The 15,126-nt window shown below is 41.3% G+C and carries 16 protein-coding genes and 1 pseudogene; 15 read left to right on the top strand and 2 right to left on the bottom strand.

Annotated elements, in window-relative coordinates; all coding sequences use genetic code 11:
• From K6C05_RS10440 to K6C05_RS10390, 11 genes and pseudogenes are all read left to right on the top strand, one after another.
• Positions 1-406 (top strand): annotated as a pseudogene (locus tag K6C05_RS10440) (hypothetical protein); the annotation flags it as partial.
• Positions 396-863 (top strand): cupin domain-containing protein, encoded by a 468-nt coding sequence (locus K6C05_RS10435; protein ID WP_296734485.1) that lies wholly within the window; start codon positions 396-398, stop codon positions 861-863. The pseudogene K6C05_RS10440 and the gene K6C05_RS10435, both read left to right, overlap by 11 nt.
• 187 nt (positions 864-1,050) lie before the next feature.
• Positions 1,051-1,182, top strand: coding sequence for a hypothetical protein (locus K6C05_RS10430; protein ID WP_296734482.1), 132 nt, complete (start codon positions 1,051-1,053; stop codon positions 1,180-1,182).
• Between the two features lie 101 nt (positions 1,183-1,283).
• Positions 1,284-2,243 carry a L,D-transpeptidase gene (locus tag K6C05_RS10425; RefSeq protein WP_296734481.1) on the top strand — a complete coding sequence of 320 codons (960 nt, stop codon included), beginning with the start codon at positions 1,284-1,286 and terminating at the stop codon, positions 2,241-2,243.
• Positions 2,244-2,408: 165 nt separating this feature from the next.
• The gene (gene polA / locus K6C05_RS10420) at positions 2,409-5,075 is read left to right on the top strand and encodes a DNA polymerase I (protein ID WP_296734478.1); all 2,667 of its coding nucleotides are present in this window, start codon (positions 2,409-2,411) and stop codon (positions 5,073-5,075) included.
• Between the two features lie 35 nt (positions 5,076-5,110).
• A complete protein-coding gene (gene mutM / locus K6C05_RS10415; RefSeq protein ID WP_296734475.1) occupies positions 5,111-5,947 on the top strand; it encodes a bifunctional DNA-formamidopyrimidine glycosylase/DNA-(apurinic or apyrimidinic site) lyase in 837 nt (278 codons plus the stop codon).
• Between the two features lie 5 nt (positions 5,948-5,952).
• Entirely contained in the window at positions 5,953-6,546 is a 594-nt protein-coding gene (coaE, locus tag K6C05_RS10410; protein WP_296734473.1) for a dephospho-CoA kinase, read from the top strand.
• Positions 6,533-7,165, top strand: coding sequence for a lytic transglycosylase domain-containing protein (locus K6C05_RS10405; protein WP_296734471.1), 633 nt, complete (start codon positions 6,533-6,535; stop codon positions 7,163-7,165). Before coaE ends, K6C05_RS10405 begins: the two co-directional genes overlap by 14 nt.
• Positions 7,166-7,336: 171 nt before the next feature.
• Entirely contained in the window at positions 7,337-8,269 is a 933-nt protein-coding gene (locus K6C05_RS10400; protein WP_296734469.1) for an Abi family protein, read from the top strand.
• A gap of 14 nt (positions 8,270-8,283) precedes the next feature.
• Complete coding sequence (locus K6C05_RS10395) at positions 8,284-8,673, top strand: CGGC domain-containing protein (RefSeq protein WP_296734467.1); 390 nt, start codon at positions 8,284-8,286, stop codon at positions 8,671-8,673.
• A gap of 54 nt (positions 8,674-8,727) precedes the next feature.
• Positions 8,728-9,888, top strand: a complete 1,161-nt coding sequence (locus tag K6C05_RS10390; protein WP_296734466.1) for a DNA polymerase IV — start codon at positions 8,728-8,730, stop codon at positions 9,886-9,888.
• Positions 9,889-9,942: 54 nt separating this feature from the next.
• Here K6C05_RS10390 and larA read toward each other — a convergent pair whose 3' ends face one another.
• Positions 9,943-11,229 carry a nickel-dependent lactate racemase gene (larA, locus tag K6C05_RS10385; protein ID WP_296734463.1) on the bottom strand — a complete coding sequence of 429 codons (1,287 nt, stop codon included), beginning with the start codon at positions 11,227-11,229 and terminating at the stop codon, positions 9,943-9,945.
• A gap of 224 nt (positions 11,230-11,453) precedes the next feature.
• Here larA and K6C05_RS10380 point away from each other — a divergent pair, with 224 nt between their 5' ends.
• On the top strand, positions 11,454-12,041 hold the full coding sequence (locus K6C05_RS10380) for a TetR/AcrR family transcriptional regulator (RefSeq protein ID WP_296734461.1): 588 nt from the start codon (positions 11,454-11,456) through the stop codon (positions 12,039-12,041).
• Between the two features lie 47 nt (positions 12,042-12,088).
• On the top strand, positions 12,089-13,219 hold the full coding sequence (locus tag K6C05_RS10375) for an acyltransferase family protein (protein WP_296734458.1): 1,131 nt from the start codon (positions 12,089-12,091) through the stop codon (positions 13,217-13,219).
• 224 nt (positions 13,220-13,443) lie between these two features.
• Here the strand turns inward: K6C05_RS10375 and K6C05_RS10370 are convergent, their stop codons facing one another.
• Entirely contained in the window at positions 13,444-13,569 is a 126-nt protein-coding gene (locus K6C05_RS10370; RefSeq protein WP_296734455.1) for a hypothetical protein, read from the bottom strand.
• 100 nt (positions 13,570-13,669) lie between these two features.
• On the opposite strand from K6C05_RS10370, the gene K6C05_RS10365 reads away from it, so the two are divergent.
• Both K6C05_RS10365 and tnpA read left to right on the top strand, forming a co-directional pair.
• Positions 13,670-14,341, top strand: coding sequence for an MgtC/SapB family protein (locus tag K6C05_RS10365; protein WP_296734488.1), 672 nt, complete (start codon positions 13,670-13,672; stop codon positions 14,339-14,341).
• Between the two features lie 254 nt (positions 14,342-14,595).
• Positions 14,596-15,063, top strand: coding sequence for an IS200/IS605 family transposase (gene tnpA, locus K6C05_RS10360; RefSeq protein ID WP_296734451.1), 468 nt, complete (start codon positions 14,596-14,598; stop codon positions 15,061-15,063).
• The last annotated feature ends 63 nt before the right edge of the window (positions 15,064-15,126 follow it).

The raw sequence follows: 15,126 nt of genomic DNA, 5'->3' as shown, positions 1-15,126 counted from the left end.
GGAAATTATTCCTCTGGATATACAGCGCAGCATTACTATTCATCAATTTCATGTGTCCCTGGGCTACGGCATAATAATTTTATGTGGCATCCATTGGGGACTACATTGGAAGGGATGGCTAGGACAATGGAAGAAGGGGCTGAATATTGATAAATCAGTCTGGATTCGTCCATGGTATAAATATTGTCTGGTGGCAATAATCATCATCGTTGGAATTTACAGTTCCATCATAAATCAGGTAGGTAATCGGCTTTTGATGAAGCATATTTTTGCTACGGCGGCCACCTCATTACCAGGAGGAGCCTATGCCATATTGCTGGCCTGTTTGCTGGGATTGTATGTTTTGGTTGGAATTATTATAAATAATTTGTTTATATTGAATGGAGGAAGAAGTAATGATAGTTAGTAATGAAACCACTTCAGGCAATGAAACACTGGAAAATATTATGGCTACCAGCCTATTCCCGGTAGGGGGCAAAAATGTAAATTATGCTCAGTATTTTGATGGTACCAGCTATTTAAATATGCTGTCCATGGATCAAGTCATTATTGGTAATGTTACCTTTGAGCCAGGCTGTCGCAACCATTGGCACATCCACCATGCAGATAAGGGCGGCGGACAAATGCTGCTCGTTACTGCTGGTCGCGGCTATTATCAGGAATGGGGTAAGGCTCCTCAGGAGCTTAAGCCAGGGGATGTGGTGCATATTCCTGCGAATGTAAAGCATTGGCATGGTGCTGCTCCAAACTCGGCCTTCCAGCATTTGGCTATAGAAGTACCAGGGGAAAATACCTCCAGTGAATGGTGCGAAGCTGTAGATGTAGCTGAAGCAATGCGGAAAGTTATTGCAGGATTAAAGTAAAATTTTAAATATACTCGGGCAGGTAATGGCCGCCTATCGCAAAAGTACTTCGCTAAAACGATTTTTTACAATAATTAAATAGCGATAAAAATTATAACGAGCTTTAAGATGTCCCTCACCTCTTTAGGTGGGGGAAAACAAACTACAACAGCTGGCGAGCATATCTCTCAGCTCGTTGAAACGCTAATTGGAAGATTTTTCTTCTAAAGAAGAAAAATTTGAACAATGGCGTTATAACTGTTTTATGCTGTTACTGATTATTTTTCTGGTTTCGCAAATATTTTTCATGTTGTTTCTATTAACCCCTGTGAGCCATTGATTCATGGGGGTTTAGTTGTATCGGGCTTTAATTGAAAAATAAATGTCAACATGATAAACTTGTTTTTAGAGTTTTTGATTGCCATTTAATTAGGAGGAGTTATGATGGGGATTAAAAAATTAGTTGGCGTTATAGCCTTGGCCTCCATGATTTCAGGCACACCTGCCATGGCAGCCGAAAATACGGCTGAGGAAATTATTCCTATGGTCAATGATGGAACCAGGATTGTTATAAATTTGGCAAGCAGAGGCTTGTATTTGCTGGAAAAGGGCGTAAAGACAGCCTTGTATCCTATTGCCTGTGGTAAGCCATCAACCAAAACTCCGGTGGGCTACTATAAAATCAGTGAGAAGACGGTTAATCCCATATGGGTTGATCCTCATGACAGCAGCAATGTGGTCTATTCCGGGGAGGATAATCCGCTGGGATATAGGTGGATTGGCCTGAAGGGGTATTATGGTATTCACGGAACTAATAATCCGGCAAGTATCGGCACATATGCTTCCTTGGGATGTATCAGAATGTTTGAAGCGGATGTGGAGGCCTTATATGACAAGGTGGCTGTTGGGACTCCTGTAGATGTGTTTTATAATCGTGTTGTCGTGGAGAAATCTCCTGAGGATACAGTAGTGTATTACATTTATCCTGATGCGTATGGGATTCAGCCACTAAATGTTGAACAGGTAAATGAATGGCTTCGTGGATACGGTGTTCAATGCTTTGAAAGTGATGCTGACATTGCCGAAAAAATCAATGCCTCAGATGGACAGCCTACCTATATTGCCAAATCCTATAACCTGATATTGAATGGGCAGACAATAGACTGGAAGGCCGTTGAGCAGGATGGAATTTTTTATTTGCCGGTGCTTCAGATGGCCGATGCCTTGGGGCAGCCTATATATTATGAGCGGGAAACATCCATAGTCAGAACGGGGTATGGGATGGCATCAGTCAATACCTTTAAGAATGTGTTGTATATCAATGCCGATGATGTGGAGGTGTTGTTTCATATTCGAGGGGGTAAACAGGATAATATTTCAATGAAATATGATTCATACTAAAATTTGGCGTTGGACGGAAAAGCGTTGGTTTTTTTGTGAAGTTTTTTAAGGTAGTATGGATTACCTTTTATTTGTATGTAATGATTTATTTTTGTTTATTTGACTGGAATGCTGCGCAGATTCATTACTTCTGCAGAATAAATGCAGTTTAACTATTTCGGAGGTATGGTTTTGAAGAAAAGGTTTATTATTTTGGATGGAAGCAGTCTGTTATACAGGGCATTTTATGCTTTGCCACTGTTGGAGGCCGCATCAGGGGAATTTACCAATGCCATTTACGGATTTTCAAATATGCTGGTAAAGCTGATAACGGAGTGGAAGCCTGATACTTTGGTAATAGCATTTGATAAGGGAAAGAAAACCTTCCGCAATGATTTATACAATGAATATAAGGGAACCAGAAAACCTACACCACCGGAACTTTTAAGTCAAATCCCCATTTTGCACGAGATGGCTGAGGCCTGGGGGATTTCTCTTATTGAAATGGCCGGCTATGAAGCTGATGACATTATTGGCACTTTGGCAAATAAGGCTGTTGATAACGGTTTTGAGGCCTTTGTGGTTACGGGTGACAGGGATGCCCTGCAGCTGGTTCGGGATGATCTTAAGGTGCTGTATACCAAAAAAGGGATATCTGAACTTACTGTTTATGATGTTGATACATTCCGCCAGGAATACGGCCTTGATCCAATTCAGCTCATTGACATGAAGGGCCTGATGGGTGATACCTCAGATAATATACCCGGGGTTCCGGGAGTTGGCCCCAAGACGGCTGCAAAGCTGCTGGCTGCTTATGGGACAGTAGAAGAAGTGCTGCTTCATATAGAGGAGATATCCGGGAAAAAGCTGCAGGAAAACATTAGGGAAAATCAGCAGCTTGCTGTCCTTTCCAAGAAGCTTGCCACTATATGTACCGATGTTCCGGTGGAATTTGACGGGGATAAGTTCAGAATCAATGTTGATGGTAACAGACTTACAAGATTCTATACAAGGTATAATATAAAATCCATGCTTAGGGCGATTCAGCCTTTTATTTCAGGGAAGAATAGTACGCAGCAGAGCGATGAAATGAACATCCCGGAATGCGTGGTTGTTTCTTCCCTGGATAAGGCCAGAGAGGTGGCAGAGGAATGCGCAAAGGCCGGTGAATTATGTGCTGTGGCCTGTTTCTCAGGCAAGGTTCCCCATGTGCGGTTAAAGGGAATAGGGCTTAGGGTTTCCGGAAAACGCTATTATATTGAAGTGGGAATTGATAATGAATCCGATATAGGCTCACTTTTTTCTGACTCAAATGCAGATGCCGGTGCAATGCTTGATATTATCAGGGCTGTCCTGGCCAATCCGAAAACGGTTAAATACATTCACGGGGCAAAGAACTATTATCATGGTGACCTGGAGCTTAGTGGTGACATATACGATATGGAACTTATTGGGTATCTGTTGAATCCTGTAAGCAGCAAATACGATGTTGCTGAGCTGGCAGGGGTGTATGATGTGCCGGTTACTCCATTGGACAAGGGGGCCCCTGACAGCGAACAATATTCCTGGCAGGCGTATGTACTGGGCTCGGTTTGTACTGAAATGCTTGACAGGGCACGGGAAAAGAACCTGCTGAAGCTGTATGGTGAATTGGAGCTTCCATTGGTAGAGGTCCTGGCTTCCATGGAGAGAAACGGTATATTTGTCAACAGAAAAAATTTACAGGAACAGGCTGTCAAGGTTGGTGGAATTATAGCCAAGCTTGAAGCTGATATCTACGAAGGGGCCGGTGGAAAATTCAACATCAATTCCCCAAAGCAGCTGGGAGAAATACTATTTGAAAAGCTGGGGTTGCCTGTAATCAAGAAAACAAAAACAGGTTATTCCACAAATGCAGAGGTCTTGGAACAGCTGAAGGATGAACATCCTATGGTTGGACTGGTTTTGCAGTACAGGCTGTGGACCAAGCTGAAATCAACCTATCTCGATGGTATAAATCAGCTTATTGACGGGGAAACCGGCAGGGTTCATACTACCTTTAATCAAACTGTTACAGCTACTGGGAGGTTGAGCAGTTCAGATCCAAATCTCCAGAACATACCTGTTCGTACCGAGGAAGGCAAGAAGATAAGACAGCTGTTTGAACCTGGAGAAGGTTACGATTATATATTGTCTGCCGATTATTCCCAGATAGAACTCAGGGTTCTGGCTAATATGTCAGAGGACAGTAATTTTATCAGAGCATTTAATAATGATGAGGATATTCATGCCAGAACCGCAGCAGAGGTATTCGGAATTTCCATCGAGGATGTTACTCCCCAGCTTAGAAGGAGTGCCAAGGCTGTTAATTTTGGAATCGTGTATGGCATCAGTGATTATGGCTTGTCCCAGGATTTGAAAATTTCCCGCAAGGAAGCTGCAGGATATATTGAAAGTTATTTTGAAAAGTGCAGAGGGGTAAAGTCATTTATTGATAGGACTGTAGAAAATGCACATTCCCAGGGCTTTGTTCAGACGGCTTTTGGTCGTAGACGGGATTTACCTGCCATAAACAGCTCCAATTATGTTCAGCGCATGCTGGCTGAACGGATGGCAATGAATACACCTATTCAGGGAACAGCTGCCGATATTATAAAGCTGGCTATGATCAGAGCCTATAACATGCTGAAAAAATCAGGCATGAAGAGCCGTATACTTGTGCAGGTGCATGATGAGCTGGTGCTGGAGGTTACATCTGATGAATTGGATAAGGTAAAGGCCTTGTTAAAGGACACTATGGAAAATGTGGTCAGTCTGAAGGTTCCCTTGTCAATTGATATAAATTTGGGGAAAAATTGGGCAGAAGCCAAATAGATTAATACATAATATACAGAAATGGGGGACCAACCATGCCGGAAATGCCTGAGTTGGAAATTATTAGGCGTTCTTTGGAGCCAAATATAAAAGGTAAGAGGATAATGAATGTTCAGCTGTTATTAAAAAGACAGATTAAATGGCCTTCACCCGAGGATTTTATTGCAAGATTGGCAGGTCATGTAATTACAGGGCTTGACAGACGGGGCAAATATCTTCTGCTCCAAATGGATAACAATGTATCATTGGTTTTTCACCTGCGTATGACCGGACAGGCGTGTTATTTTCCACCAGGAGTGGAGCCTGTAGGCCATGTGCGTATACTTTTTCCCCTGGATGATGGTGGAATTTTTGCTTATGCTGATACCAGGACACTGGGAACAATCTATGCCATGCACAATGATGAGCTGTGGCGAATAAAGGGCTTGGCTGAGTTGGGACCCGAGCCTCTTTCAGATGATTTTACGGTGGCCTATCTCCGGAGTATCCTGGCCGGTAAAAAAACACGCATAAAGAGTTTTTTGCTGAATCAGGCATATATTGCCGGACTGGGCAATATCTATGTTGACGAAGCACTGTTTTTATCCGGAATACACCCAATGCGTACAGCGGGTTCTGTCACACCTGAAGAGGCGGAAAAACTGTATATAAACATAAATAAGGTAATAAGTGATGGAATAAATGATGGTGGTACAACCTTCCGGGACTATCGTGATGGCAATGGTGAAAAGGGAAGTCATCAGCAAAATCTGTTTGCCTATGGCCGTGACGGGAAACCCTGCCGTAAATGTGGTACCATAATGGAAAAAATCCGTGTTGGTGGCAGAGGTACTCATTTTTGTCCATCCTGCCAACAGCTGAATAAAGGGTAATACTGATGAAGATTATTGGTTTGACTGGTGGCATTGCCAGTGGCAAAAGCACTGTATCCGGTATAATATCTGAAGCTGGTTATACTGTTATTGACTGTGACAGAATTGCGTGGAAACTGTCAGAGCCGGACAGGGATATCTGGCAGCTATATTATAAACGCTATGGTGACAGTGTTATCAACGAAGACAGGAGCCTCAACAGACAGGCTGTAGCCAAGCGTGTCTTTGGGAATGCTGAGGAATTGCGGCAGATTAACAGCATTGTCCATCCGATTATTGAGCGTGAAATGCTGGCCGGTATAAAAAAAGCTGAGAAAAATGGTGAAAATATTATATTTTTGGATGTACCTTTGCTATTTGAGGCTGGTTTTGCTAAAATGACTGATGAAATATGGCTGGTATATGTCCCTTTTGAAATTCAGCTGAAGAGGCTTATTGAAAGAAACGGCTATGATAAAGATGAAGCCATCAGCAGGATTCATTCCCAAATGGACCTGGATAAGAAAAGGGCTTTGGCAGATATAATAATTAACAATGATGGCGATATTGAATCTCTTCGCCGTCAGGTAATCGAGAAGGTGAACAATGAACAGGGATGAAGTAAGGCTGATGAAACGAAGGGAATACCTGCACAACAAAAAGGTGTTTAAAAGGAAGACATGGAGCTTCGTTATAGGTGTCACAATAATTTTTTCAGCTTTTCTGGCTTTCTTTGTTATGCAGCAGGAAACTGTTCAGAGGACATTTATGTTTCCTTATCATTACAGGGAGCTTGTACAGCAAGGCAGTGAATTGTATGGTGTTGATGAGTACATTGTTGTGGCTGTTATAAAGACTGAAAGCAATTTTAAAAACAATGCAAAATCAAATCATGGTGCTGTTGGCCTGATGCAGCTTATGCCTGAAACAGCATTGTGGATTTCTGAAGAAATGCATGATCATAATTATTCCCCGGAGGAGCTTGATATGCCGGAACGGAACATTCAGTACGGTTCATGGTACCTGGCCCGCCTGCTCAAGGATTTCCACAACAATAAAGTATTAGCGTTGGCGGCGTATAATGCCGGGCGTGGAAATGTGGAGGAATGGATGGAAAAATATGGCTGGGGATACGATTTTTCCACTGTGGAAGCAATTCCTTTCAAGGAAACTGAGCTTTATGTCAAAGGTGTTTTGAGAAATGAAAAAAAATATCGCCAGTTATACCAGAATGAGTAGTGGTTTTGAGTTTTCAGACCACTTCTTTTTTTGCAGGACTCTGATGGTATTCTTTTGAATGTGCTGATTTGATATCGGCATATATTGTTGTTAAAATAATTCTATACATTAAATGATAGTCAGCTTATAGGCGATATCATTTTTTTAGCATAGCTTGATGGTGGTGATATATTGGGAAACAGAAAATTAACCCTGGAGGGTCAGATACAGCAGATGAAGTCTCAGAACATTGGTTTTTCCATTGTAAATGAGGCTGAAGCAATAGAATATCTTTCAAATCATACATATTATTTCCGTTTGAAATTTTATGCCGAGAATTACGAAAAAACCAAGCTGCCTGGTGTTGGTACAAGGTATTTGGATTTGGAATTTGCATATCTTAAAGAATTGTCACTGATGGATTTGTATTATCGGCGGGTGATGTTCAACATAGTCCAGGATATTGAGCATTATGCCAAGATAAGGCTTATCAAATCCGTGACAAAGAATAAGAAAGAGGATGGTTATAATATCGTATCGGAATATCTTACCAGGTACAGGTGGTTTGATAAAGAGCTTTCCCGTCACCAATCAAAATATGCCAAGGGCCTAATTGATAAATACAAGGGGAATTTTGGGGTCTGGAATATCATAGAGATTCAGACTTTTTCACAATTTATTGATTTATATGAACTTTATTTTAAAAAGTATAAACAACAGCATATGCCCCCTGAATACCTTGATGTGGTAAAGGTATTGCGCAACAGTATTGCCCACAATAACTGTCTGATGTTTAATCTCCATAAGGGAAAGATGACAAAGGATGTGGAAGCAGCCGTTGCTATCGCTGAGGAACTGGGATTTGATGAACAGGAAGCCCGTGAGCTTATGTTGGTCTCTTTTCTGAGGGATCTGACCATTACCCTGTATGTTTTTTATAATATTGTTTCCAGTAAAGAGGAAAGGATAGAACAGATGGGTATTCTCAATCGCCTGGTCAATGAAAGATATAATAATCACATAGATTATTTTTCCAATAACAGTGTTATTATGCCGGTGATCAAATACATGCAGAAGCTGGTTGGCATCTTTAACGATAAAGTACAGATTAAAAATATAGGATGAGGTAGCAGAGTATAATGAAAAAAATAGCTATATTGCGTTGCTTGGACACATCAGCGGCATGTGCCGGTACCGGATGTCTTAGGGCATTTAATGAAAAGAGTGAAGGCTTTAAGGGCTATGCTGGCCAGGAGGTACAGCTGGCAGCCATGTGGACCTGCAATGGTTGTGGTGATAATAAGCTGGCGAACCAGGAAGGTATAGAAAAAAAGATAGCAAGAATGGTTAAAAATAATATTTCGGCAGTACATGTTTCCCATTGCACCTGTAAGAAAAATGCAGCCGGTGAAGAGATAAGGTGTCCGGTCATTATTGACATTTGCAGGAAGCTCGAGGTGGCAGGAGTTGCTGTAATAGATGGTACTCATGGACAAAAGGCTACAGGAGAAAGACTGAAATTATCCTGAGCGTAGCTGTGGATGTGGTATTGGTGTTCAGGGGGTTGTCTGAGGTTATTATCTATGGATAGGATTATAATACATGTTGATATGGATGCTTTTTTTGCATCTGTAGAACAACGGGATCATGAAGAATATCGTGGAAAGCCTGTTATTGTAGGCGGCATAGGCGGGAGAGGTGTAGTTTCTACCTGTTCATACGAGGCACGAAGGTTTGGGGTTCATTCCGCCATGCCTATGGCCCGTGCTGTCAAATTATGTCCCCAGGGAATTTTTATCAGGGGAAATTACGCCCTTTATTCTCAGGTATCAGGAGAAATATTTGAAATATTTGATCATTATTCTCCGGTTATCGAGCCATTGTCAATAGATGAAGCCTTTTTGGATATCACAGGGATGGAAAGGCTGATGGACAGTCCCGGGGAATATGCTGAAAGACTCAAAAAGGAGATAAAGGATAAGACAGGACTTGTAGCTTCTGTAGGTATAGCTCCCAATAAATTTCTGGCAAAAATAGCGTCGGATTATGATAAGCCAGATGGATTGACCATTGTTGAGCCGGGAGAGGTTCAGGATTTTTTGGACCCACTGCCTGTGAGCCGTATATGGGGAGTTGGGCATAAAACAGCAATCCTGTTGGACAATTTGCGGATTAAGACAATAAAGGACTTGAGGAAGGCAGATATTCAGCTCCTGGAAAAAACATTGGGGAATAAAATGGCAGTGCATTTGTACCAGCTGGCATCCGGAATTGATGAGAGACCGGTAGCCACCAGGGGACGGGCCAAATCCATTGGCAATGAAATTACTTTTATGGAGGATTTGCAGAGTGCAGAGGATGCCCTGCAGGCCCTGCTGGAGCTGACATGCAAGGTGGGATGGCGGTTGAGACAGGCAGATGTCAAAGCAAGAACCGTGCAGCTAAAGCTCCGGGAAAGCAGTTTTCACACATACACCAGACAAAAACAGCTGTTTGAGCCTTCAAATTACGATAATGATATTTATGAGGCTGTAAGCAGTCTGTTTCATGAATTGAATATCACCAAGGGCATAAGGCTGTTGGGAGTATCCACAACGGGCTTTGGGGAATGTGAGTCAATTTCCTTGTTTGAGGATAAAAAGAAGGATAACTTATACAAAGCTATTGATGATATAAATAACAGGTTTGGTAAAAAGGGAATAACCAGGGGACGACTTGTAACCACCGGAAATAAAAAACTGTGAGAAAAGGCTTGAAAAAGCAAATCCTCACAGTTTTTTATCATGTTAGCTTAAATTTTAATCCCTTACTATTACCGATATTCCATTTGGAATGCAGGTAACGGTAGCATTTTCTCCCTTTATTCGCAGGGCTTCAGCGTATGCTTCCTGCAGGGTAGGGAAATAATGTGCCTTTATGTCTTCAATAAGCTGTTTCTGACTAGGGTCAGCTACAAACAATACAGTATGCTTTCTTAAAATACGGCACCAGATTTGTGCACACCACTGATCCGGAAGGGTTTCAGTCTGTGGAGTGTTGACACATTTCTGGAAAAATTCATCAGCACTGGCCGCATTATGGATAGAATCATAATAGGACTGGCCACCGTGACCGTCAATACAGGTGGCTGCCATTATAATAACGCCACCCTCATTGATTGATGCCTCTGCTGCAGTCATCCCCTTTGGGCATTGATAGGCATTTTGGTCAAGAGGATACCCCCCATTGGTGGTAATTACAATATCTGCAGGTGCCGGTTTAACTGCACAGTATTTTGCCAGGAATTCCGTGCCGGCGAAATGGGCTGTTTCAAAGTTGCCTGCGAAGGCAGCAACAGTCTGTTTGTCTTCGTCAATTACCACATTACAGATAAAAGCCAGCTTGGCCATTTTTGCGGCAGCTACCATATCCTTATGCATCGGATTTCCCTTGAGAATTCCTGTTCTGGCATAAGGAGAGGCAATAAATTCACCGCAGTGGTTGCCCATTACGGTTACTGCATCACATATTCCGGGCAATACACTCTTTCTGCCGCCGGAAAATCCGGCAAAGAAATGTGCCTCAATAAAGCCTTCGGCAACCAAAAGTGAAGCATTGGCTGCAGCCTTGTCAATAATGCAGTCAGGACCTGACGGTAATACTCCTACCTTGATGTTTGACTCAGGATCGTGAGCATTATGAACTATAATGTTGTCCTTAAATTCATCATATAATTTGTCCCCAAGTTTTCCCTTGAGTTCCTCGATGGTTGTAGCTCTATGAAATCCAGTTGCCACCAGCAGGGTAATCTTGATGTCAGGATTACCCCTGCGAAGCTCTTCAATCATTTCAGGCAGGATATCCTTGCTTGGTACGGGCCTGGTATGGTCTGAGATAATAATCGTGCAGTCAGGCTTACCCTTGGCCAGTTCTGAAAGCAGCGGACTGTCTATAGGATTGGTCATGGCCTCGTGAACAATTTCACGCCCGGTTTTGGTACTTTTTAATTCATCAAGTCGTGAGGCCAGAACAACGCTTTCCTTTGGTACATCAAGCTCCAGACTTCCTTCACCGTAGAGGAAACTTACAGTTTTTGTTTCTCGCATAATTTATTTCATCCTTTCGCCGTTAAATAATATTTATTAATTCGTTATAGAGGGGAGAATGTCCTTTTTTGTCAGATAAATTTTCCTTTTAAGATGAAAAAATATTTTTTTATGAAAGGACCAAAATGATATTATCTGGTTTTAGCACCTTTATTACAGGGAGAGGAAGCATTATTGGATTATTTTGATTTGACGCCGACTGATTAATCGGTTAATATTAAATCATGCGTAAGAAAAATGACCATAAAAAAAACCGAATATTGGATGCCACTGTTCGTCTTATGGCTGATAAAGGTATTAATGGTGCGTCAATGTCAATGATAGCCAAGGCTTCTGGCATTCCCCAGGCAACGATATATGTCTATTTTCACAGCAAGGAGGAGCTGCTTAAGGACCTATATCGTTATGTTATCAAAAAGAATTGTGAATTTTTGATGAAGGATTTTGATATCAATGCCACAGTTCAGGAATGTTTTAAAAAATTTTTTTGGCGTATGGTGGAATATTATCGCCTTTATCCTGCAGAGTTTCAGGTATATGAACAATTCATGTCTTCCATGATCAGCAGGGATGTGGGGGTAGAAAATGTCACTGAGCTGTTTGAACCATTGTATGCCTTTGTGATTAGAGGCCAGCGGGAGGGGCTTATAAAAAAAGAGCTTCATCCTATAGTGGTTCTGAGTTATTTTTCTCTTTTGGCTGCAAATATTGAAAAGGGGAAGCTGTTTTGGGGTAACAGTGCAGATGACCTGACTTATCAGATAATATTTGATGCCAGCTGGGATGCGGTCATAGTTCATGACCAAAAATAAACGAAGGGTATGGTATTTTTAAGATGAGGGGAAAGAGATTATTTTTTTTGGATAATTTGAAGATGTTCACTGTTAATTTAATGATAGTATTCCATTTGGCAATGTGCTATATGGCATATGCACCAGAATGGTGGTATGTGGTAGATACAGAACATTCGTCGATTTTTTTTACTGAATTTATTTTGTGGGCTGATATATTTATTATGCCCATAATGTTTTTTGTTGCAGGTTATTTTAGCGTGATGACGCTGAAGAAGCATGGGGATGGAAAGTGGTGGTCCGGGAAGTTAAAGAGGATTGTTCTGCCCTGGGTCATTGGTGCTGCACTTTTTGCGGCGCCAACAACCTATATGATTCTTTTCAGCCGTAATTCTCCCATGGATTATGGGACTTTTTGTAACACACTTTTTTTCTTCAATCCTGAAACCGGAGGCTCAGGTGTGTTGTTTTCCCACGTGCAGTATTGGTATTTAGGTGTTTTGACTGTACTGTACCTGTTGGTTTTCCTTTTTACCAAACTGGATAAAAATATCCTGGAGCAGGTAACACCGTCATTGCCTGGAAATTCCTTGATTGCCGGATTGTTTATCATGTTTTTCTGCAATACCTTTGCAATGAATATATTTACCGGTAACGATGATCTATGGATTCATTTCGGATACTTTTTGGTTATTCAGCCATGTCGCATATTGCTGTATGTCATAGCTATATTTTTGGGTGTTTATGCCTGGAAGCACCAATGGTTTGTTGATGGTGGCTATACACCGTCATGGATTAAATGGACACCAATGCTGATAGTTGTATCCTTTGCTTATCCATTATGGACAGTGTATGGCAGCTTTATTGTCCCATCGCCACATCAGTTTTTGCTGGTTAAGTCCCTCCTGCAGGCTGCTTTGCTGTTGTCAGCAGTATTTGGGCTTTTAGGGGTGTTTAAAAGGTTTTTTGATGGAACAAATCGATTTTGGGGAGAAATGGCAGCAAATTCCTATACAATGTATTACTGCCATATGCAAGTGATTTTCCCGGTGGCATATTTTCTCCTGCCGATAGAATTAACGGCTGTGCCTAAATGGATTCTTGCCAGTGCAATCGGACTTGTGCTGAGTTATGCAGTGAGCAGGGTACTTATCCTGTTGCCATGCTTTTCCGGAAGCAATAAAGCAAAAGTTTCCTGAGAGGATTTTATTCACTTGATTGGAATAAAAACAGAGGTTAGCCTTGACTGATATGTACCCTCCTTCCTGGTTGTCAGGGAAAGGTGGTACAATCATGACTGGCTGACCTCTTTAATTTAAAAGAATAATAATTTGTATAATAGCGTTATTATGAAATATATTGTAAAATAAAAAAAGCACCTGATATTAATCAGTTGCTATTACTTAGTGGTGAAGCAGTTCTCTTAGAGAAAAGACTTCACCAGGATTTTTACCTCGTTCATGGCCATTTTTGGAGCCAATACGCATGGAATGACTGCTGCGATGGTAAACAATCCAATCATTGAAAACAGCATGTTGATGTCTGTCAATGATGTCACCTCCTTTGGAGATCTATTAAAATTTTAACTTTCTTAATATACTTTATTATATGACTATTGTCAAGTATTTTTTGGTGGTGCTTTTATGGATATGGATTATTATGGTGTAGTTTTGGGACGGCTGGTTATATCCTGCATATTGGGTGGTATTATTGGTTATGAGCGTGAATCCAAGAGTAAATCAGCAGGGCTGCGGACAAATGTATTGGTGTGTCTTGGCTCCTGTCTGATTATGATTCTTTCCCAGGATTTATATGCTACCGTCGAAGGAAAAACAAATGCAGATCCTGCCCGGTTAGCTGCTCAGGTTGTCAGTGGTATCGGTTTCTTGGGTGCAGGTGCTATCATGAAGGAGGGGCTGAATGTTACAGGACTCACAACGGCTGCCTGTCTTTGGGTAGTGGCAGGTGTGGGCCTGGCTGTAGGTGCAGGAAACTATCTTGGAGCCATTGCTACCACAGCATTGGTATTTGTCATCCTGGCGGTTTTGGCCCGGATGGATTCCTTCCTGGCAATTGACAAACACCTTCTGCTAAAATTGGAGATTACCAATGACCAGGAAACCATGAACATGATATATGATTCCCTGAAGGATCTGAATATGAAAATCAAATCAGCCAATATGAAAAGCTCTGATTTATCAGAAGTCAGCAACACTGCAGCATTGACATTTGAATTGATTAATACTCATAATGAAAAGGAATCAGTGATATTAAACAGATTATACTCTGTAAATGGTGTAATAACGGTGGAAATTGATTAGTACTCAGCTTGCTGTATAGTACATAAACAAAAGAGTAACGGATGGTGGAAATAATCCTGTACTGTTCATCCGTAATTTTAAAGCCTGGTCTTGAAATGAACCGGGCTTTTATTGTTGTATAAAGAAAACCACGCGATAGTCGCGTGGTTCAGAAAAGCTTTAGCTATGCGTCCTAAAACAGGAAAACTCCTGATGTGTTAGTATTATATCGTGACCTGCCAGTTACGAAATATAACACATCAGGAGGACATACTATGCAAGATGATAGTACGCATGCAAAGAGTTTAGCACATACAAAATGGAACTGCAAGTATCATATAGTATTCGCACCAAAGTATAGAAGAAAAGTATTTTTTGAGGAAAAAAGGTTGGCAATAAGAGACATTTTGCGGACTTTATGCGCATGGAAAGGTGTTGAAATAATAGAGGGAGAAATATGTCCGGATCATGTGCATATCATGGTTAGTATACCCCCGAAATTATCCATATCCAGTTTTATGGGGTACTTAAAAGGAAAAAGCAGTTTAATGATTTTCAAGAAATATGGAAATATGAAATTTGCATATAGAAATAGAGAATTTTGGTGTCGAGGGTATTATGTGGATACAGTTGGCAAAAATACAAAGGCAATCAAGGAGTACATAGCAAATCAGTTAAAGGTAGATAGGGAGAGTGACCAATTAAGTTTGTTTGACCCTAGAGACCCGTTTACGGGTTGCTAATATAAAATGCGTGGCTGGCAGGCCAATTAAAAAGCCCACTTGTGGGCCGCCAATAGAAAAGGG

The sequence above is a fragment of the Anaerovibrio sp. genome (assembly GCF_024697385.1).
Lineage (GTDB): Bacteria > Bacillota > Negativicutes > Selenomonadales > Selenomonadaceae > Anaerovibrio.
The sequence above is the reverse complement of the archived record's forward strand: the minus strand, read 5'-3'. Positions and strand labels throughout refer to the sequence as shown.

Bases quoted from the DNA above. Each gene is read 5' to 3' on its own strand.
- K6C05_RS10435 (WP_296734485.1), top strand. From the start codon at position 396: ATGATAGTTAGTAATGAAACCACTTCAGGCAATGAAACACTGGAAAAT.
- K6C05_RS10425 (WP_296734481.1), top strand. From the start codon at position 1,284: ATGATGGGGATTAAAAAATTAGTTGGCGTTATAGCCTTGGCCTCCATG.
- polA (WP_296734478.1), top strand. From the start codon at position 2,409: ATGGTTTTGAAGAAAAGGTTTATTATTTTGGATGGAAGCAGTCTGTTA.
- mutM (WP_296734475.1), top strand. From the start codon at position 5,111: ATGCCGGAAATGCCTGAGTTGGAAATTATTAGGCGTTCTTTGGAGCCA.
- coaE (WP_296734473.1), top strand. From the start codon at position 5,953: ATGAAGATTATTGGTTTGACTGGTGGCATTGCCAGTGGCAAAAGCACT.
- K6C05_RS10405 (WP_296734471.1), top strand. From the start codon at position 6,533: ATGAACAGGGATGAAGTAAGGCTGATGAAACGAAGGGAATACCTGCAC.
- K6C05_RS10395 (WP_296734467.1), top strand. From the start codon at position 8,284: ATGAAAAAAATAGCTATATTGCGTTGCTTGGACACATCAGCGGCATGT.
- K6C05_RS10390 (WP_296734466.1), top strand. From the start codon at position 8,728: ATGGATAGGATTATAATACATGTTGATATGGATGCTTTTTTTGCATCT.
- larA (WP_296734463.1), bottom strand. From the start codon at position 11,229: ATGCGAGAAACAAAAACTGTAAGTTTCCTCTACGGTGAAGGAAGTCTG.
- K6C05_RS10380 (WP_296734461.1), top strand. From the start codon at position 11,454: ATGCGTAAGAAAAATGACCATAAAAAAAACCGAATATTGGATGCCACT.
- K6C05_RS10365 (WP_296734488.1), top strand. From the start codon at position 13,670: ATGGATTATTATGGTGTAGTTTTGGGACGGCTGGTTATATCCTGCATA.
- tnpA (WP_296734451.1), top strand. From the start codon at position 14,596: ATGCAAGATGATAGTACGCATGCAAAGAGTTTAGCACATACAAAATGG.